The organism is Streptomyces sp. M92 (assembly GCF_028473745.1).
Taxonomy (GTDB): domain Bacteria; phylum Actinomycetota; class Actinomycetes; order Streptomycetales; family Streptomycetaceae; genus Streptomyces.
The window spans coordinates 4,201,818-4,220,141 of the sequence record NZ_CP101137.1 but is presented as its reverse complement, the minus strand read 5'-3'; the positions used below and the strand labels follow the sequence as shown (position 1 = coordinate 4,220,141).

Genomic DNA, 18,324 nt, shown 5'->3' with positions numbered 1-18,324 from the left:
AGTCTCATCACCGGCCCATCGGGCCGGTCATGAGGCTGGACACCAGGACCGACTCGTCGCCGGGTCTCACCTCGCGCACGTCGGCGTCCGCCCCTGGACTCCTGCCCGGGTGTGGCTCAGGCATCGATGATGACGGGGATGATGAGGGGCTTGCGGCGGTAGGTGCGGAACGCCCAGTTCGCCACGGCGCGGGCGAGGAGTTGTTCGAGTTGGCGCGCGTCTCCGACGCCCTCCTCGGCCGCGGTGGCCAGGGTCTTCTCGATGACGGGGATGACCGGCTCGAACGTGGTGTCGTCGTGGACGAATCCCCGGGCCAGGAAGTCGGGGGCCTCGGCGAGGGCGCCGGTGTCCGCGTCGACGATCGCCACCACCGTGAGCACGCCCTCGGCGGCGAGGGTGAGGCGGTCCTTGAGGGACGCTTCGGTGGCACCGCCGACTTCCGTGCCGTCCACGTAGACGTTGCCGGCGGGGACCTTGCCGGTGATGGATGCGCGCCCGTCGACGAGGTCGACGACGACGCCGTCCTCGGCGATGACGACCCGGTCTGGGTCGACGCCGGTACGGATGGCGAGGTCGCCGTTGGCCCGCAGGTGGCGCCATTCGCCGTGCACGGGCATGACGTTGCGGGGTTTGACGATGTTGTAGCAGTAGACGAGTTCGCCGGCGCTGGCGTGTCCGGAGACGTGCACCTTGGCGTTGCCCTTGTGGACCACGTGGGCGCCCCACCGGGTGAGTCCGTTGATCACCCGGTAGATGGCGTTCTCGTTGCCGGGGATGAGGGAGCTGGCGAGCAGGACGGTGTCGCCCTTGCCGATGCGGATCATGTGGTCGCGGTTGGCCATCCGTGACAGCGCGGCCATCGGTTCGCCCTGGGAGCCGGTGCACACCAGAGTGATCTTGTGGTCCGGAAGCTTCTCCAGCTCCTTCGTGGTCACGACCAGACCGGACGGGACCTTCAGATAACCCAGGTCACGGGCAATGCCCATGTTGCGGACCATCGACCGGCCGACGAAGGCGACCTTGCGGCCGTGCTGGTGGGCGGCGTCCAGGACCTGCTGGATACGGTGCACGTGACTGGCGAAGCTGGAGACGATAACCCGGCGCGGCGCGGTCCGCATCACCTGCTCGATCGCCGGGTTCAGCTCACGCTCGGAGGTGGTGAAGCCGGGCACTTCGGCGTTGGTGGAGTCGGTGAGGAACAGGTCCACGCCCTCCTCGCCGAGACGGGCGAAGGCGCGCAGATCGGTGATCCGGTCGTCGAGAGGGAACTGGTCCATCTTGAAGTCGCCTGTGTGCAGCACCATCCCGGCCGGGGTGCGGATCGCGACCGCGAGGCTGTCCGGGATGGAGTGGTTGACCGCCACGAACTCGCAGTCGAAGGGCCCGAAGCCACGCCGGTCACCCTCCCGCACCCGCACCGTGCGCGGCCGGATGCCATGTTCCTTGAGTTTGGCCTCCAGGAACGCCAGCGTCAGCTTGGAGCCGACGACCGGAATGTCGGACCGCTCGCGCAGCAGGTACGGCACGCCGCCGATGTGGTCCTCGTGGCCATGGGTGAGTACCACGGCCACGACGTCGTCCAACCGGTCCCGGATCGAGGTGAAATCCGGAAGGATCACGTCCACGCCAGGCTGGGTCTCCTCCGGGAACAGCACCCCGCAGTCGACGATGAGCAGCTTGCCCGCGTGCTCGAAGACGGTCATGTTGCGGCCGATCTCGCCTAGGCCGCCCAGGGCGATGACGCGCAGCCCTCCTTCGGGAAGGGGCGGGGCGGCTTTCAGCTCGGGGTGCGGATGACTCATACCCTGACGGTACCCGGAGAGCGGACAGGGTGATCCATTACCTACTCCCGACATGGTCGGGGCACCACAACGGGTGTCCGGGACGATCCGATGACGCCGGCGGCCGGACAGGGAGAGGCCAGGGCGGGGTCCAGCCAAGGCGAGCTCGGAAGCCGCCACGAGATGATCTTGGAGTCCTGAAGGCGGCTGGCCAAGATGCGGTAGGCATCGCGCGGGCGAGCGACGCCAGGTTTCCGTACAGGGCGGGGTGCAGGGCGGCTGCGAGTGTGCGGGCCCGGCTCTCGTCTGCCACGTCGTGCAGTACGAAGCAGACCGGCCCCACGGAGGAGTCCGAGCGGATCTCGTCGACGCGGATCGTCTGGATGACCGCCGCGCGGAAAGCGTCGTACACCGAGTCCGCGACGGCCTGCTGCGGGGCGGTGATCATGTCGGCCCTCACCGTCCAGTGCTCGCCCAGAGACTCGATGGCGACGAAGACGGCGTCCTGCTCCTTGGAGCCGGCGGCGGCTGCCTGGGAACCATCGTGCCAGGCGCGCGGGACGGCACAGACGTCGGCACGGCAAGCATGCGCCTCACTGGGCCTGGCAGGCCGCCGACGGGCAACCGGCGCGCTGGCAGGGCTCCGGCCACGGACTGGGGGAACCGTCTCGGCCGGAGAAGGACCCCAGCGTGGTGATCGTCGGGGTCCTGCCCTGTGGTGGTCAGGGGCGCTCGTTTCAGGGGCCGATGGTGGAGTCCAGTCGGTGGCGGGCCGGGAGGCAAGGCCCCGAGCCGCAGTCGAAGACCTCAGCCTGATCGGACGCTGGAACGACGACACGGACGACAGCCCGGTCGGCACTGCTCGGCGAGCTGCGGGGCACCGCGCGCCTCCGGCTTCGCCTCCACTTCGGCGACCAGGCGTTCGGCCGGGTCACCGAAGGGAAGCTCTGGCGTCCAGTGGCCGCCCGCGCACTGCTGCCCACGCCGCTTCACCGCACTTCGTCGCGAACCTGAGCAGCCGGCCGCCCAACGAGCGGGCGAGGCTGTCGCCGCCTTGCGACGCCGGGCGTTGTCCTCTTCCTCGCCCTGCGGTCAGCGCCGCAGGGTGAGGACGCCCGGTCGCCAGGGCAGTTGGTCGTAGGGTCCGCCCGCGTTCGGGGACTTGCCCTGGTAGAGGAACTGCAGGTTGCAGGGGTCGATGGTCATGGTCTGGTCGGGGTTGGCGCGGACCAGGTCACCGTGGCTGATGTCGTTGGTCCAGGTGGCGCCGCTGTTGGCCTTGCCCGCGAAGGGATTGCTCTCAGTGGCGGCCTGCGGAGTCCACGAGCCACTCAGGCTGGAGGCCGTGAAGGAACGGAAGTAGCGTCCGTTCGCGCCCATCGCCTCGACGATCATGAGGTACTGGTTCTGGCCCTGGACCTTGTAGACCTGCACGCCCTCGAACAGGTTGGCCTTGGTGTCACTCATGATCGTCGTGTACGACGAGCCGAAGTTGCCCGGGAAGTTCCCGATCGGCATGCTCGCCCGGTAGATCTTTCCGTTGTCGCCCGCGAAGAACAGGTACATGTTCTGTCCGTCGGCGATCAGGGTCTGGTCGATGGGACCGGTGTCGGAGCCGGAGATGCTGCCGGTGAACAGCGGCTGCGGAGCGGACCAGCCGTTGGGGTTGGTGGGGTCGCTCGAGGTGCGGTAGATGAAGGGCCACGAACCCCACTGGTACGCCAGCACCCAGATGTCCTTGGGGGCGAAGTAGAACAGCGTGGGCGCCACCGCGGCCTGGCTCATCCCAGTCTGGCCCGCCGACGCCATGTCCGACCAGTCGGTGAAGGGGCTGAACATCATCGAGCCGTACGACGATCCCGACACGTTCGTCGCGTAGACCAAGTGCTTGCCGTTGTGGGTCACGGTGGTGAAGTCCTTGACCGCCGCCCACCCGTTCGCCGGCTGCGCCAGCACGCCCGTCGACGACCAGTTGTAGGCCGACGGCAGGGAGCACGTTCCGTCCGTCGGCGGCCCGGACAGGCCGGACCACTTCTGGTGGCTGCCGCCGCCGCACCTGCCGATCTGCACCGCCGTACTGTTGGCCGTACCGGCCCCCGCGACCTCCAGGCACAGCCCGGACTCCACGCCGACGACCGTGCCGTCGGAGTTCACCCTCCACTGCTGGTTCGCGCCGCCGGAACAGCTCCAGATCTGCACCCGCGTCCCGGGCGCGGTGGCGTGACCGGGAACATCCAGGCACTTGTCGCCGTACACGGTCAGCTGCCGGCTGTCAGTCAGCGTCCACTGCTGATTGGTCCCACCCCAGCAGTCGTATATCTGCAGGTACGTGCCGTTGGTCTGGACGGCGCCCGGCACATCGAGGCACCGCCCCGAACCGGTACCGCGCAAGGCGCCACTGGCGGCCGCCTGGGCCGGGGCGACGGTGAGCAGCGCCGCCAGCACGGCGACGGCCGCCGCCACGGCGGCGAGCACCGCGGACGGGTGCCCGCGGGTGAGACTTCCTCTGCGCATGGGGACTTCCTCTACCGTGAGTGGTCGGTCGGCCTGTTCGGAATTACGAACAAAGGCCGAAGTGTCGAGCAGGCTGAATGCTAGGGAGCCGTCGAACGACGTCAACCCCTCTCGCATCTATCGCTTCAGAAACCGAAACATTCACGCCTGGCCCGCTCGGCCTGCACGGCTACACCACTGCGGCCGCACGGAGAACGACTGACGATGACTCACGGAGCCGCTGACGCCTCCCCGGAGCCGTCCCTCAAGCTACCTAGGTTCGAATGTTTCGGTAGTTCGACTGAAACTTTTTGGCGACGGAGTATTGACGATGCATCGTCAACACCTCAATCATTCCTGTCGCCGACCGGCGGTCCGCCGGCTGCGTCCGTCTGCCGCTCGGGAGCGGACGACGCGACCCCTGCGCGCTTCAGTCCTTCCGTGATTTCTACTTTGGAGGCACAGTGATGGGCTCGTACGCCCTCCCCAGAGCCGTCTTCCGCCGCAAGCTCCGCGGCCTGTTACTGGCGATGGTCGTCGGCGTCCTCGGTGCGGTCACCGCACTGGTGACGCCGTCGACCGTGCACGCCGCCGAGAGCACCCTCGGCGCGGCGGCGGCGCAGAGCGGCCGCTACTTCGGCACCGCCATCGCCTCGGGCAAGCTGGGCGACTCGACGTACACGGCGATCGCGAACCGTGAGTTCAACTCGGTGACGGCCGAGAACGAGATGAAGATCGACGCCACCGAACCGCAGCGAGGGCGGTTCGACTTCACCGCCGCCGACCGGGTCTACAACTGGGCGGTGCAGAACGGGAAGGAGGTGCGCGGTCACACCCTGGCCTGGCACTCCCAGCAGCCCGGCTGGATGCAGAGCCTCAGCGGCGGCGCACTGCGCCAGGCGATGATCGACCACATCAACGGCGTGATGGCCCACTACAAGGGCAAGATCACCCAGTGGGACGTCGTGAACGAGGCGTTCGCCGACGGCAGTTCGGGAGCCCGGCGGGACTCCAACCTGCAGCGCACCGGCAACGACTGGATCGAGGTCGCCTTCCGCACCGCGCGCGCCGCCGACCCTGAAGCCAAGCTCTGCTACAACGACTACAACGTCGAGAACTGGAACTGGGCCAAGACCCAGGCCATGTACGCCATGGTCCGGGACTTCAAGCAGCGCGGCGTGCCGATCGACTGCGTCGGATTCCAGTCGCACTTCAACAGCGGCAGCCCCTACAACGCCAACTTCCGCACCACCCTGCAGAACTTCGCCGCGCTCGGCGTCGACGTGGCCATCACCGAACTCGACATCCAGGGCGCCTCACCCACGACCTACGCGAACGTGGTCAAGGACTGCCTGGCCGTCGAGCGCTGCCTCGGCGTCACCGTCTGGGGCGTGCGCGACACCGACTCCTGGCGATCGGAGCAGACACCGCTGCTGTTCAACGGTGACGGCAGCAAGAAGCCCGCCTACACCGCCGTCCTCGACGCCCTCAACGGCGGCGGCTCCACCACGCCCCCCGCGGATTCCGGGCAGATCAAGGGCGTCGGTTCGGGCCGCTGCCTGGACGTGCCCGACGCCGTCACCACCGACGGCACCCAGCTCCAGCTGTGGGACTGCCACAGCGGCACCAACCAGCAGTGGACGTACACCGACGCCGGCGAGCTGAGGGTCTACGGCGACAAGTGCCTGGACGCCGCCGGCACCGGAAACGGCGCCAAGGTCCAGATCTACAGCTGCTGGGGCGGCGACAACCAGAAGTGGCGCCTCAACTCCGACGGATCCATCGTCGGCGTCCAGTCCGGCCTCTGCCTCGACGCCGTCGGAGCCGGCACCGCCAACGGCACCCTGATCCAGCTCTACTCCTGCTCGAACGGCAGCAACCAGCGCTGGACCCGCACCTGACGGTGCCCGCCGCGCGGTAGTCCGGGGTCGCCGCCGTGGTGGCGGCGACCCTCGCGCCCGGCACCGCCCGGCGCTTCGCGGTGTTCAGGGGTTGGCGTGCATCTGGACGGTGACCCGGTCGAAGCGGCGGGCCGCGAGGTCCTGGCGGGGGATGGTCCAGTACAGGATCGACATGGGGAACCCCACCCACTGCGCGAGCAGGACCCAGTCGCCGGGGTTCGTGACCTGGTCACCCACCTCCGGGTACGCGGAGGCGGGCACCGGGTCGCCGTAGTCGTCGAAGTTGGCGGCGTGGCCGCCGAGTTGCCAGTCCCCGCCGCCGTCGGTCTGGTCGGACCAGACGTCCCGCAGGGTCTCCGCGTGGGGATGCCGGGCGAGCGTCTCGCCGTCGGGCGGCGTGGAGGGCAGGGACACACCGGGCGCGAGTCGCAGCTCGCCGGCCCTGCGCAACTCGGCGTCCAGGTCCTCCGGGCTGTCGTACTCGTAGACCTCGTAGTCGGGGGACGACTCCCGTTCCTCCACCGGGACTCCGGCCGGTACGTACACGGCGCCGCCCGCGGGCCAGGGTTCCAGGTCGGCGTTGGCGAAGAGGAGCAGTGTGCCGTCCGGCGGGAGCGGCAGGTCGGTCGCCCCGTCGGGGACGGCGGAGAAGTCGAGCGTCAGGATGAGCTGGTGGTGGTCCTCGTACTCCTCGCCCGCCGATCCGTGAGTGGCGCCGGGGGTGGGGAGGTCCGGCGGGAGCATCAGCGGCCCGCCGAGCCTGCCCACCACCGGCCCGCTCCCGTCGGGAGCCGTCCGCAGCATCGGGCGTGCGAGTCCGAGCCACCGGTCCACGTCCGGCGCCGGAACGCCTCGCTCCAGCGCCTGCTCCCGGAAGCGGTCGAGCCACCAGAGGGTTGCGGCGGGCAGGGTCCGGGTGGCCGGGGACAGCACGCCGTCGCCGAACTCCCAGCCGGGTTCCGGCGCCGTGATGCCCGGCTCGCCCAGGCCGGCCAGCCACTCCGCCGCCGACCCGCGCGTCATCTCCCCGGCACCGTCCAGCGCCGTCCGGGCGGCCGCCCGGACGTCCGGGGTGTCACCGAGCACCCGGCGCGCGGCCAGGCGGTGCCGTGAGACGCCGAGCGCGATCGACGTCAGGCGCGGGGCCAGCGTCTTCGGGACTTCCGGGAAGCACTCGAGGATCGTCAGCATCATGTGGGTCGTGTCGACGGCCTCGTCGTCGGGGTGCCTCCTGGCGTCGAAGCCCTCCAGGTACTCGTCCACCAGGTCCGGCCGCTCGGCGAACAGCGGCCACCACCGCACCGCGTCCTCGGGGGTCAGAACCGCCCCGATCCTCCGGCCGAACGCCCCGGTGCTCCGGGTCGTCAGGAGCGCCGTGACCCGGCGGTCGGCGTCGGTCATCCCGGCCTGCCGCAGTGCGTTCCGCAACACGCGGACGTCGGGTATCCGCGCCAGCCGCTGCTCGACGCCGGGCCAGAAGCGGTCACCCTCCAGGCGGGCGGCGGCGGGCCGGGTGTCCAGCTCCGCCAGGAGGTCGGCGTCGGCCGGCGGTGCCGTCGGCGGGAGCGGTACGACGGCGTCGGGTCCGGTCGCGAGAGACGCCCGGTCGGCCGTCCGGCGCAACAACCGGGCGCGCTCGGCGTCGAGCGGCTGCCCTTCCGGCGCCCTCAGCGCGTCCTCGATCGCCGCGAGGCCGCCGTCGACGTCGACCAGGCGCCCCAGGACTTCGGCGAGGCGCTCCGGTGCCGCCGTCCGCAGGTGCGGGCGCAGGAGTTCCACCTGCCGGGGCCCCTTCAGCCAGGACAGCGCGGCGAGGGCGTCGTCCCGCACGCCGCGGTCCTCGTCGACGGCCAGTGCGGCGAGGAGTCCGCCGTGCTGTCCGGCGTCGCGCGCGCACCGCAGTGCCAGAAACCGGCGGCGGCCGGTCCCGCCCGCGCCGGCGACCTCGGCGACCACGTCGGCGTGCCGGGCGAGGAACGTGTCGCCGGCGTCGGTCGCCAGGAGCGTCTGCCGGCGGGCCGAGTTGCTGTCGCCGTCACGGTGCAGCAGCGTCGTCAGCGTCGTGTGCACGGGCGTGCGGCCGGGCGCGCCACCGGCCCGGGCGACTTCGCTCACCAGGTCGGGCGTCCATCGCCGGCGTGCCTGCCGGGAGACCTCGGACCGGGTTCCGGTCGCCTTCACCACGTTGTCCGCGAGCGTGGCGAGCCAGGTGCTCGGGTCCGGCCGGTCCGGGGCGGCGATCGCGTCCAGCAACTGCCCGAACCGGGCGAGCACTTCGGCCGGTGCGTCCCGGTAGACGACGAGCCGGGCGACGTCCGCGGCCTCCGTGCTCCAGCCCGGCTGCAGGGCCGCGACGGCGGCGACGTGCTCGTGCGGCCAGCCGCCGCCCGCGGACACCATCCTCCCGCCCGTCGTGGACCGCGCGTCGTTCAGTGCGGCCAGGACCTCACGTCCCGTGCCCCGCAAGACGTACTCCACCGCGCCGTCGAAGGCCTGACACGTCCTCAGTGGCGCGAGGCAGGTGCGCAAGGCGGTCGCGAGGTCGGCCGGTGTACCCGTCGGGATCTGGGCGTCTCTGGTCTTGTCCATCTCGTCCTGCGGCATCCGGGGAGCCTATCGAGCTGCGGGGCGGCCTCCTACCCCGGGCACCGCGCCGGCGTGCGGCCCTTCCGCACAGGAGGCCGCTTTCCTGACTGACACGCAAGTCAGGTAGCTCAATGCCGTCACCCATCTGCTACTTCTCCGTCCGACCGTGTTGAGTTTTTCGCAACGCATGCCTAGGGTCGTGCCCCGTGGAGACCGACGACGCCCTCGAGGGCACACCGACCGCCGCCGCCCGCGTACGCGAGGTCATCGCGGCCGCGGGTGTCAGCCAGCGCGAGTTCGCGCGCCGGGTCGTGATGGACCCGTCCAAGCTGTCGCGTTCGCTGAGCGGCACCCGCCGCTTCACGGCCGCGGAGCTGGCGCGGATCGCCGACGAGGGCCGGGTGGACGCGGGCTGGCTGCTCGGCGCCCACCCCCGTGAGAGGGACTCGGCACCGGCCGTGGGTGTCGAGGGCGGGCGACCGCTGCAGATCGTCCGCGAGACGGTCCGGCTGATCGCGGAGCACGGCTTCCACGCGGTGCGGGTCGCCGACATCGCCCGCGCCTGCGCCACCAGCAGCGCCGCGATCCACTACCACTTCCCGGGCCGCGCCGAACTCCTGGAGGCGGCCGTGCGCTGGTGCATGGACGAGGACACCGCGCGGCGTGCCGCCCGTCTCGCCGAGGCGGACGACGCGGCTCAGGAACTGCGTCAGCTCATCGCGCTGCAGACGCCGCGCACCGAGCAGCAGCGCCGCCAGTGGGCGGTGTGGCTCGACCTGTGGGCCGAGGCGGCGCGCTCCACGACGGTCGGCCGGCTGCACTCCGAGTACTACCGGCAGTGGCGGGAGACCGTCGCCGACGTCGTACGCCGAGGTGTCGGACAGGGCGTGTTCCGCGCCGGGATCGATCCCCAGGCGGCGGCGCTGACGCTGACCGCGCTGATCGACGGCCTGGCGACACACGTCCTCTCGGTGAGCGGACCCTCGTCCGCCGCGGCCGCGGACGCGATGCACGCCGCCCTGACCGCCCACGTCGACCACACGGTCCTGGCCCAGTAGGCCGGCGGCCGCCGAAGTCCCGTACCCCCCTGCCCTCCTGGGAGACCCCCGCATGCCCATGACCGAGAACGTCATCATCACCTGCGCGCTCACGGGCGCCGGCGACACCGTCCGCAAGAGTCCCCACGTCCCCGTCACCCCGGAGCAGATAGCCCAGAACGCCGTGGAGGCGGCCGCCGCCGGAGCCGCCGTCGTCCACATCCACGTACGCGACCCGCGAACCGGCGATCCGTCCCGTGACCCGAAGCTGTACCGGGAGGTCGTCGAGCGCATCAAGGAGACCGGCACCGACGTCGTCATCAACCTCACCGCCGGCATGGGCGGCGACCTGGTCATCGACCCGGACGACCCGCTCACCCATCTCCCCGGCACCGACCTCGTCAGCGGTCTGGAGCGCCTCCCGCACGTCGAGGACCTGCTGCCCGACATCTGCACGCTGGACTGCGGCTCGCTCAACTTCGGCGACGGCTCGAATCTCTACGTCTCGACGCCCGACATGCTGCGTGCGGGCGCGCGGCGCATCCAGGAGCTGGGTGTGCGGCCCGAGCTGGAGATCTTCGACACGGGTCAGCTCTGGTTCGCCAAGCAGCTGCTCGCCGAGGGCCTGCTCGACGACCCGACCGTTTTCCAGCTGTGCATGGGCATCCCGTGGGGCGCGCCGGCGGACCCCGGCGTACTCCAGTCGATGGTCAACATGCTGCCGGACGGCGCGCGTTGGGCGAGCTTCGCGCTCGGCCGGATGCAGATGCCGTGGGTCGCGCAGTCCATCCTGCTCGGCGGGCACGTCCGCGTGGGCCTGGAGGACAACCTGTACCTCGGCAAGGGCAACAAGGCGACCAACGCCCAGCTCGTCGAGCGGGCCGTGACCATCACCGAGTCGATCGGCGCACGCGTCGCGACACCGGACGAGGCCCGCGCCGCCCTCGGCCTGAAGCCGCGCAAGTAGCCCGAAGCGACGACTAAGGACCAACACACCCATGACCTCATCCGAGACGACCCCGCCCGAACCGCTCTCGCACGAACCGATCTCGCCGGGGCGGACCTCGCCCGAGAACGTCCGCCGCGTCGCCTGCGTCGGCGCCGGAGTCATCGGCGGCGGCTGGGTCGCCCACTTCCTGGCGCGCGGCTACGACGTGACCGCCTGGGACCCGGCGCCCGACGCCGGGCAGAAGCTGCGCCGTCTGGTCGACGCGGCGTGGCCGGCGCTCACCGCGCTCGGCCTGGCCGAGGGAGCGTCGGCCGACCGGCTCACCGTGACCGGCACCCTCGAAGAGGCCGTCTCCGACGCCGAGTTCGTCCAGGAGAGCGCGCCCGAGAAGCTCGACCTCAAGCGCGACCTGCTGGCCCGCCTGGACGCGGCGGCACCGCCCGGCGTCGTCATCGCCTCCTCCACCTCCGGGTATCCGATGACCGACATGCAGACGGCGGCCGCGGACCCGTCGCGCCTGGTCGTCGGCCACCCGTTCAATCCGCCCTACCTCATACCGCTCGTCGAGGTCGTCGGCGGCGAGCGCACCGACGCGACCGCGGTCGCCTGGGCCTCCCGCTTCTACGAGGTCGCGGGCAAGTCCGTGATCACGATGGCCGACGAGGTACCGGGCTTCATCGCCAACCGCCTCCAGGAGGCCCTTTGGCGCGAGGCGCTGCACATGGTCGCCAACGGCGAGGCGACGGTCCGGGACATCGACCTGTCGATCACCGAGGGTCCCGGGCTGCGCTGGGCGGTGATGGGGCCGATGCTGACCTTCGCCCTCGCGGGCGGCGAAGGCGGCATGGCGCACATGCTCGACCACTTCGGCCCGTCCCTGAAGTCGCCGTGGACGCGCCTGGAGGCGCCGGAACTGGACAAGGCGCTGTACGACGCCGTGGTGGCGGGCTGCGACGAGGCGGCGGACGGCCGTTCCATCGCGGACCTGGTGGCCGCACGCGACCGGGGCGTCATAGAAGTGCTGCGCGCCACCGGCCGCCTGGGCCGCGCGGAGGACTCGCGATGACGAAGCTCCCTCTGCTCCACAGCACGGTCCGCCCGGATTGGATCGACTACAACGGTCACATGAGCGAGGCCTTCTACGTCCTCGTCTTCGGCCACGCCACGGACGCGCTGATGATCGAGACGGGCCTGGACTCCGGCTACCGCGAGTCCACGGGCTGCTCCCTCTACACGGTCGAGTCCCACATCCGCTTCCTCCGGGACGTGCCCGAGGGCGCCCATCTGGCCATCCGCACGCGCGTGCTGGGAGGGGCGGCGCGCAAGGCACGCTTCACGCACGAGATGTACGTGGTGTCCGGACCGGAGTCGGAGCCGACGCCCGACGCCGCGCCGGTGGCGACGACGGAACTGCTCGCGGTCCACGTCGACCAGCAGGCGGGCCGGGCGGCCGAGTTCCCGGACGCGGTCCGGCACCGCTTCACGGAGCTGACCGAACCGGCTCCTCAGTGGGCGGGCCGCTCGATCGGCGCCGTGGCCTGACGGACCAGGGCCCGACCGCACGTCGGGCCCCGCGGTCCGCTCACAAGGCGGGCGTTCGCCAGTCACTCGGCGGACGTCCGCCAGATCTGAACGAGACAGTAAAGATCCCTGCCGTTCAGCCTGTCGTCCCGCACCGGCGGAACCTCCAGCGTGCGCCAGGAGAGCGGTGAGGTGAAGGGACCGCCTTCGCTGTTGAACATCCACTGCCACCGCATCAGGTACTGGCCGGGCGAAGGCAGAACCAGCGGAACCTCCTGACGCCCGCCGTCTACGGTGTGGATGGCGAGGTCACCGCCGGGAAGCCGGATGCGCACCTCCTCACGACCGGACCACTGGGCGTCCTCTTCCGGAGGAAGAGTGGACCAGCTCTCCAGCCGTACCGCGGCCCGGATCACCTGGGACGGCACCTGCATGTAGACGAGACCAGGGGCGGAGAGCAGCCACTTCGTGGCATCCGCCTCCAGTCCATAGGCGTCGACGGATGTGTCATGGAGGCCGAAGACGCCGTAGCTCGGGGAAACGCGGGCGTCGAACGCGTGCAGCAACCTGCTCACGAGGTACCTCGCGCATCGTCGGTCGGGTCACGGGCAGCACCTCAGAGGTCACCGGACGCGCCCAGGCCGGTCAGCGCGCCGACCGGGTCGAGGTCCGGGGTGCCGCGCGGCCACCAGTCGTCGCGGCCCGGCTCCGACTCGTAGGCGTACCAGAGCCCGGTGCGGCCGAGCCGGAGCTGGACGTGGCCCTGGGGGTGGGTGAGGCGGTTGCGCCAGGGGCGGAAGGCGGGGAGGTCGGCGGCGAGCAGCAGGGGGCGGGCGCGGTCGAAGCGGCCGGCCGGCGGGTCCCAGGCCTCCTCCAGGACGTCCAGGCCGTCGAGTCCGCCTTGGCGCCAGGCGGCCACGGCACGGGCCAGCTCCGCCGTGTCCCGTCCGGCGGCTCCGGCGAGGGACGCGTACAGCGCCCGGGTGCCTGCGGTGAGGCCGGAGCCGGGGCGGGCCGCGGCGAGTCGGACGGCGTCCTGCCACAGCGTCAGCCCACCGACCGGGTCACGGCCCGTGGTGAGCAGTACGTGGGCACGGGCGGCGGCGTCGGTGGCCAGTTGGTCCAGCGCGAAGGGGTCCGGACCGCCCGGGGCCGCCGGGTAGGCCGGGGGCTGTTCGGGATGCGGGGGCGCGGGCAGTGGCGCCGGGAGGGGCGGCGGCGTGCGCGCCGCCAGGGCCTCGGTGGCGCGCACGCCGGGCAGCGGCGCCGGTCCCCGGTCCTGGGCCGCGCGTGCGGTACGGGCCGCGTTTGCCCGGGACAGGTCGTCGAGCAGGGTGCGTTCGCCCCGGCCGCGCAGCAGGAGCAGGACGAAGGGGTCGGCGTCGAGCAGGCGCGCCGTCTGGTAGCAGAGCGCCGCGGCGTGCTTGCAGGGGTGCCCGGAGTCGGGGCAGCTGCACTGCGGGACGAGATCGCCGGGACCGGGGAGCAGGGGGACGCCGCAGTCGGCCAGGGAGTGCGGCAGCTCCTTGTCGAGCAGGGCGGCGATGTGCCCGGTCCGTTCGACGGCGGCGTCCAGGAACCGCTCCCAGTCGGTGTCGTGGAGCGTGCGCAACCGCACCTGGACCCGGTACGGGCGGGGACGGCTGCCCTGCACGTAGGCGAGGACCAGGCCGGGGGTCACGGTGATCGCGTCGACGTTGCCCCGCTCGGCGTACCCGCGCCCCCGCAGAAGCCGAGCGGTGTCCAGGGCGCCCTCCTCCAGAGCGGTCACCCAGGCATTGCCCCACCAGGTAGTGGCGAAGCCGTCCTCCGCCGACGACCGGGGCGGCAGGGCGGGGAAGGTGCGGCGCAGCTCGCCGTCCCGGTCCGGGGCGGCCATGGAGCGCGGTGTGCGGGGCCGCGCGGGTGGCTCGGGGGGCGGGGTGGGGAACGCGTCGCCCCGCGCCTCTCGGTGCGGGATCCGGCGCGGGGCCGGGCGCGCAGGCCGGTACGGCGGGCCGTCCGGCACCGTCGGGGCGCGCTCCGGGCCCGGTGCCGACGGGTGCCGTCGTGGCGCGGGGTCGTACGACGAGGGGAGCGGGGTCGGTGGACCGGACGAAGAAGCCTGCGCCTGCGCGGAGCCCTTTGAAGCGACGCCGGCGGGCCCGTCGGCGCGCGGGAGCTCCACCGAGGTCGCCGTCTCCTCGGGGGACGTGCCCTCCCCAGCGGCGTCGGCCTCCGCAGGCAGCCGGAAGGCGCCCGCGGCGAAGTCCCTTACGGCACGAGCACGGGCGGCGGCGGTGCCCGTGCCGGCGGTCCGCCGCGGAGCACGGGCCGGGCCGGCCGACCGTCGTGACGTCGCCGTCTCCTTGGCCGCCGGGTCCGGCGCCGGCCGCCGCCGAGCCGCCCGCAGCGCCTCACGCGCCACGTCCGCGGGCCGGCCTTCCGCCGCGCGGCCGGAGCCGTTCCCCGGTGTGGTGGCGGTCGCCGTGTCCGCGGTGGGCGGCTGGGCGGGCCGGGTCACCTCTTCGGGCCGGTCCGCTTCCGTTCCCCGGCTGCGGGGTGGGCCAGGCGGGCCGTCGGGGGCGGCGTCCGGTCGCTCTGCGGTGCCGCCCGGGACGCGGGCGTTGCGCAGTGCCTGGCGTGCGATGTCCCCGGGGCGCGGCCCGGTGCGCACCCCCTTTCCGAGCTGGGCGTCGGACTGGGGCTGGGAACGGGGATTCCCGTCCCGCTGCCGGGCCGGATCGTGGGCCGCCGCGTGCTCGCCCGTACCCGTTGCGGCAACCGCGTCGGCGTCCGTGTCCGTGTCGGCGGTGGTGATGGTCCGGGTCGCCTCACCACCCTCGCGTGCTTCCCGCAGGGCGCGGCGGGCCTCGTCGGCGGGGCGGGGGGTCATGACGGCCTCCGCAGGGACACCAGGTCGGACAGTTCACGAGCCGTCAGCTCGGTGAGGGCCGCCTCACCGGAGCCGAGGACGGCGTCGGCCAGGGCGCGCTTCGACTGGAGCATCTCGGCGATGCGGTCCTCCACCGTGCCCTCGGTGATGAGTCGGTGGACCTGGACCGGCTGGGTCTGGCCGATGCGGTAGGCGCGGTCGGTGGCCTGTTCCTCGACGGCCGGGTTCCACCAGCGGTCGAAGTGCACGACGTGGCCCGCGCGGGTGAGGTTCAGGCCGGTGCCTGCCGCCTTGAGGGACAGGACGAGGACGGGGGTCGCCCCGCTCTGGAAGCGGTCCACCATGCGCTCGCGCTCCGGGACCGGCGTGCCTCCGTGGAGCAGGTCGACGGGGACCGCGCGGGCGGTCAGGTGGGAGGTGATGAGGCGCGCCATGCCGACGTACTGCGTGAAGACCAGTGCCGAACCGTCCTCGGCGAGCAGCGTGTCCAGCAGCTCGTCCAGCAGGGCGAGCTTGCCGGAGCGGGCGGTCAGCCGGTCGGCCCCGCCCGGCGGGTGCTCCTCCTTCAGGAACAGCGCGGGGTGGTCGCAGATCTGCTTGAGCGAGGTCAGGAGCTTGAGCACCAGGCCCCGGCGGCCGATGCCCTCGGCCGACTCGATGGCGGCCATCGACTCGCGCACCACCGCCTCGTACAGCGCGGCCTGTTCGCGGGTGAGGGGGACGGGGTGGTCCGTCTCGGTCTTCGGCGGCAGCTCGGGGACGATGCCGGGGTCGGACTTCCTGCGCCGCAGCAGGAAGGGGCGGATCAGGCGGGCGAGACGGTCCACCGCCTCCTCGTCCTCGCCGTTCTCCACCGCGCGGGCGTGCCGGGCGCGGAAGGACTTCAGGGGGCCGAGGAGCCCCGGGGTGGTCCAGTCGAGCAGTGCCCACAGCTCGGAGAGGTTGTTCTCCACGGGTGTGCCGGTCAGCGCCACGCGCGCGGGGGACGGGATCGTGCGCAGGGCCTTCGCCGTCGCCGAGTACGGGTTCTTGACGTGCTGCGCCTCGTCCGCGACGACCATGCCCCAGTGTTGCTCGGCCAGTGTCGCCGCGGCGGAACGCATCGTGCCGTACGTGGTGAGGACGAAACCGCCGGTCAGGCCGTCCAGCGTGCGGTCGGGGCCGTGGAAACGGCGGACGGGGACGCCGGGCGCGAACCGGGTGATCTCCCGCTGCCAGTTGCCCAGCAGGGAGGCGGGGCAGACCACCAGGGTCGGTTCGGTGCGCGCCCGCTTGAGGTGCAGGGCGATGACGGTGATCGTCTTGCCGAGGCCCATGTCGTCGGCGAGACAGCCGCCGAGGCCGAGGGAGGTCATGAGGTGGAGCCAGGCCAGACCGCGAAGCTGGTAGTCACGGAGGGTGGCGTGGAGCCCGGGCGGCGGCTCCGCGGGGCTCACTCCGGCCGTGAGGCGGTCGCGGAGAGCGGCCAGCGCGCCGGCCGGTACGACCTCGACCGTCTCGCCGTCGGCCTCCGCGCTGCCGGTCAGGGCGACGGACAGCGCGTCGACCGGGTCGAGCAGGCCGAGGTCGCGCCTCCGGGCGCGGCGGACGAGGGCGGGGTCGACCAGGACCCAGCGGTCGCGCAGCCGCACGACCGGGCGGTGGGCCTCCGCGAGGGTGTCCATCTCGGCCTCGGTGAGCGGGTCGCCGCCGATGGCCAGCTGCCAGCGGAACTGGAGGAGGTCCTCGCTCTCGAAGAAGCCGGTGCCGTCCGTCGCCGAGCCGGGCGCGGGCCGGACGACGGCGGTGGCGGTGAGGTCCTGGGCGAGGTCGCGGGGCCAGTGCACGGCGACCCCGGCGGCGGAGAGGCGGCCGGCCGCCACGCCGAGCAGGTCGGTCACCTCCTCCTCGGACAGGCCGAGGACGTCGGGCACGTCCTGCTCGCTGAGCCGGTCCAGCGGCGGCCAGACCCGGGCCGCGCGCCGCACCGCGAGGGCCGCGTCCACGCGCGCGCGGGGGCCGAAAGCCGCGTCCGCCGCCCCCGACCACAGGTCCGCGGCGTCGGCGACGAGGGTGGGGTCGGCGAGGCTGTGCACCTGCACGACCGCCGCCCCGGCGTTGCGCGCGCCGCCGTCGCCCGCACCGTCCCCGTCGAAGAGGTCGTACGCCGACAGGTCGAGACGCAGGGAGATCCGCACTCCCGCGTCCATGCCGGCGGCCACCTCGGCGGCCCAGTCGTGGGCGCCCGGCATGGGCTGGGCCGCCCGGTCGGCGAAGGGCCGGCCTGAGGCGTGGGGCGCGGCCGGGGTGCGCGGCAGGGTGTCGGCGACCGCGTCCAGGAAGGCACGGATCAGTGCTTCCGGCTCGGGCAGCCTGATCGGGCCGGGGCCGTCCAGCGGGACCGCGTGCCCTTCGGGGGGCATGGCCGCGGCCACCGCCCGCAGGTGTGCGACGTCCTCGGGGGCGAGCGGGCCGGACCGCCACGCGTCGTGCCCGGCCGGCGTGAGGCCGGGCAGCAGACGGCCGCGCGCGGTGAGTCGCAGGGCGTGCAGGGCGGCGGCGCCCCAGCAGGCGGTGGCCGGGTGGGCGGCCGGGTCGTGCCGGGCCCGCACCAGCAGGGGCAGGGCCTCGGTGATCGGGAGCGAGAGCGCGGGCGCCGTCCTGCGCCGCGCCCCCCCCGCCGTGCCGCCGCACGACGGTGAGCTCCGTGAGCCGGGCGGGCGGCGGCGCACCGTGCCGCCGGGCCGCGTCGGCGGCGGGCCCGTCCCCGGCGAGCACGTCGGCGGCCGACGCTTCCCCGGGCGCCACGGCGGTCCCGGGCCGCTCCCCCGGCAGCGGCTCCGCCGCCGCCCCGTCCCCGGGCGCCGCCTCGGCAGCGGTCCCGCCGTCGCGGCCGACGCCGGGGGCCGCCCCGTCCCCGTACCGCGCGAAGGCATCGATGCCGGAGCCGTCGACGGGGTCCCAGAACGCGATCCGCCCGTCGCGCGGGAGCGGTGCGGGGAGGAACACGGCGGCGAGCCGGACGGGGACGAACAAAACCGTGTCCTCCGGCTGCCCGGTCCCCACGGCTCGCCCGGCGACCGGCGTACCCGCCACAGCCGCGTCGCTCATACGTCCTGTCACCTCCCGCCAGTCCACCCGGATCAGATGTCTTCGACTCTACGGGCGGGGTCTGACAATCGGTCCCGGCGGCCTGCCGGGG

General features: G+C 72.8%; 10 protein-coding genes and 1 pseudogene. 5 read left to right on the top strand and 6 right to left on the bottom strand.

What is annotated here, in order from left to right; genetic code table 11:
• Positions 1–116: 116 nt before the first annotated feature.
• Together M6G08_RS19110 and M6G08_RS19105 are read right to left on the bottom strand one after the other, a co-directional pair.
• The gene (locus M6G08_RS19110; protein WP_272588375.1) at positions 117–1,802 is read right to left on the bottom strand and encodes a ribonuclease J; all 1,686 of its coding nucleotides are present in this window, start codon (positions 1,800–1,802) and stop codon (positions 117–119) included.
• Between the two features lie 1,071 nt (positions 1,803–2,873).
• Positions 2,874–4,295, bottom strand: coding sequence for a non-reducing end alpha-L-arabinofuranosidase family hydrolase (locus tag M6G08_RS19105; protein ID WP_272588374.1), 1,422 nt, complete (start codon positions 4,293–4,295; stop codon positions 2,874–2,876).
• Between the two features lie 446 nt (positions 4,296–4,741).
• On the opposite strand from M6G08_RS19105, the gene M6G08_RS19100 reads away from it, so the two are divergent.
• Positions 4,742–6,175 (top strand): endo-1,4-beta-xylanase, encoded by a 1,434-nt coding sequence (locus M6G08_RS19100; RefSeq protein ID WP_272588373.1) that lies wholly within the window; start codon positions 4,742–4,744, stop codon positions 6,173–6,175.
• Between the two features lie 84 nt (positions 6,176–6,259).
• Here the strand turns inward: M6G08_RS19100 and M6G08_RS19095 are convergent, their stop codons facing one another.
• Entirely contained in the window at positions 6,260–8,779 is a 2,520-nt protein-coding gene (locus M6G08_RS19095) for a DUF1963 domain-containing protein (RefSeq protein ID WP_272588372.1), read from the bottom strand.
• 188 nt (positions 8,780–8,967) lie between these two features.
• Here M6G08_RS19095 and M6G08_RS19090 point away from each other — a divergent pair, with 188 nt between their 5' ends.
• Genes M6G08_RS19090 through M6G08_RS19075 form a run of 4 tightly spaced genes read left to right on the top strand, consistent with a single transcriptional unit; the run spans position 8,968 to position 12,289 of the window.
• Entirely contained in the window at positions 8,968–9,819 is an 852-nt protein-coding gene (locus M6G08_RS19090; protein WP_272588371.1) for a TetR/AcrR family transcriptional regulator, read from the top strand.
• A gap of 52 nt (positions 9,820–9,871) precedes the next feature.
• Positions 9,872–10,765 (top strand): beta-keto acid cleavage family enzyme, encoded by an 894-nt coding sequence (locus tag M6G08_RS19085; protein WP_272588370.1) that lies wholly within the window; start codon positions 9,872–9,874, stop codon positions 10,763–10,765.
• Positions 10,766–10,796: 31 nt separating this feature from the next.
• Positions 10,797–11,813 (top strand): 3-hydroxyacyl-CoA dehydrogenase NAD-binding domain-containing protein, encoded by a 1,017-nt coding sequence (locus tag M6G08_RS19080; RefSeq protein WP_272588369.1) that lies wholly within the window; start codon positions 10,797–10,799, stop codon positions 11,811–11,813.
• Positions 11,810–12,289: a thioesterase family protein gene (locus tag M6G08_RS19075; RefSeq protein ID WP_272588368.1), complete on the top strand. Its 480-nt coding sequence runs from the start codon at positions 11,810–11,812 to the stop codon at positions 12,287–12,289. The genes M6G08_RS19080 and M6G08_RS19075 overlap by 4 nt, the downstream gene beginning before the upstream one ends.
• 62 nt (positions 12,290–12,351) lie before the next feature.
• Here the strand turns inward: M6G08_RS19075 and M6G08_RS19070 are convergent, their stop codons facing one another.
• The 3 genes and pseudogenes from M6G08_RS19070 to M6G08_RS19060 form a co-directional block, all read right to left on the bottom strand.
• Positions 12,352–12,843 carry a hypothetical protein gene (locus tag M6G08_RS19070; protein WP_272588367.1) on the bottom strand — a complete coding sequence of 164 codons (492 nt, stop codon included), beginning with the start codon at positions 12,841–12,843 and terminating at the stop codon, positions 12,352–12,354.
• Positions 12,844–12,884: 41 nt separating this feature from the next.
• The gene (locus M6G08_RS19065) at positions 12,885–15,143 is read right to left on the bottom strand and encodes an SWIM zinc finger family protein (RefSeq protein ID WP_272588366.1); all 2,259 of its coding nucleotides are present in this window, start codon (positions 15,141–15,143) and stop codon (positions 12,885–12,887) included.
• Positions 15,140–18,233: pseudogene (locus M6G08_RS19060) on the bottom strand (SCO1167/SCO6262 family helicase). Before M6G08_RS19060 ends, M6G08_RS19065 begins: the two are co-directional and overlap by 4 nt.
• Positions 18,234–18,324: the final 91 nt, after the last annotated feature.

Bases quoted from the DNA above. Each gene is read 5' to 3' on its own strand.
- M6G08_RS19080 (WP_272588369.1), top strand. From the start codon at position 10,797: ATGACCTCATCCGAGACGACCCCGCCCGAACCGCTCTCGCACGAACCG.
- M6G08_RS19105 (WP_272588374.1), bottom strand. From the start codon at position 4,295: ATGCGCAGAGGAAGTCTCACCCGCGGGCACCCGTCCGCGGTGCTCGCC.
- M6G08_RS19095 (WP_272588372.1), bottom strand. From the start codon at position 8,779: ATGCCGCAGGACGAGATGGACAAGACCAGAGACGCCCAGATCCCGACG.
- M6G08_RS19075 (WP_272588368.1), top strand. From the start codon at position 11,810: ATGACGAAGCTCCCTCTGCTCCACAGCACGGTCCGCCCGGATTGGATC.
- M6G08_RS19110 (WP_272588375.1), bottom strand. From the start codon at position 1,802: ATGAGTCATCCGCACCCCGAGCTGAAAGCCGCCCCGCCCCTTCCCGAA.
- M6G08_RS19065 (WP_272588366.1), bottom strand. From the start codon at position 15,143: ATGACCCCCCGCCCCGCCGACGAGGCCCGCCGCGCCCTGCGGGAAGCA.
- M6G08_RS19085 (WP_272588370.1), top strand. From the start codon at position 9,872: ATGCCCATGACCGAGAACGTCATCATCACCTGCGCGCTCACGGGCGCC.
- M6G08_RS19100 (WP_272588373.1), top strand. From the start codon at position 4,742: ATGGGCTCGTACGCCCTCCCCAGAGCCGTCTTCCGCCGCAAGCTCCGC.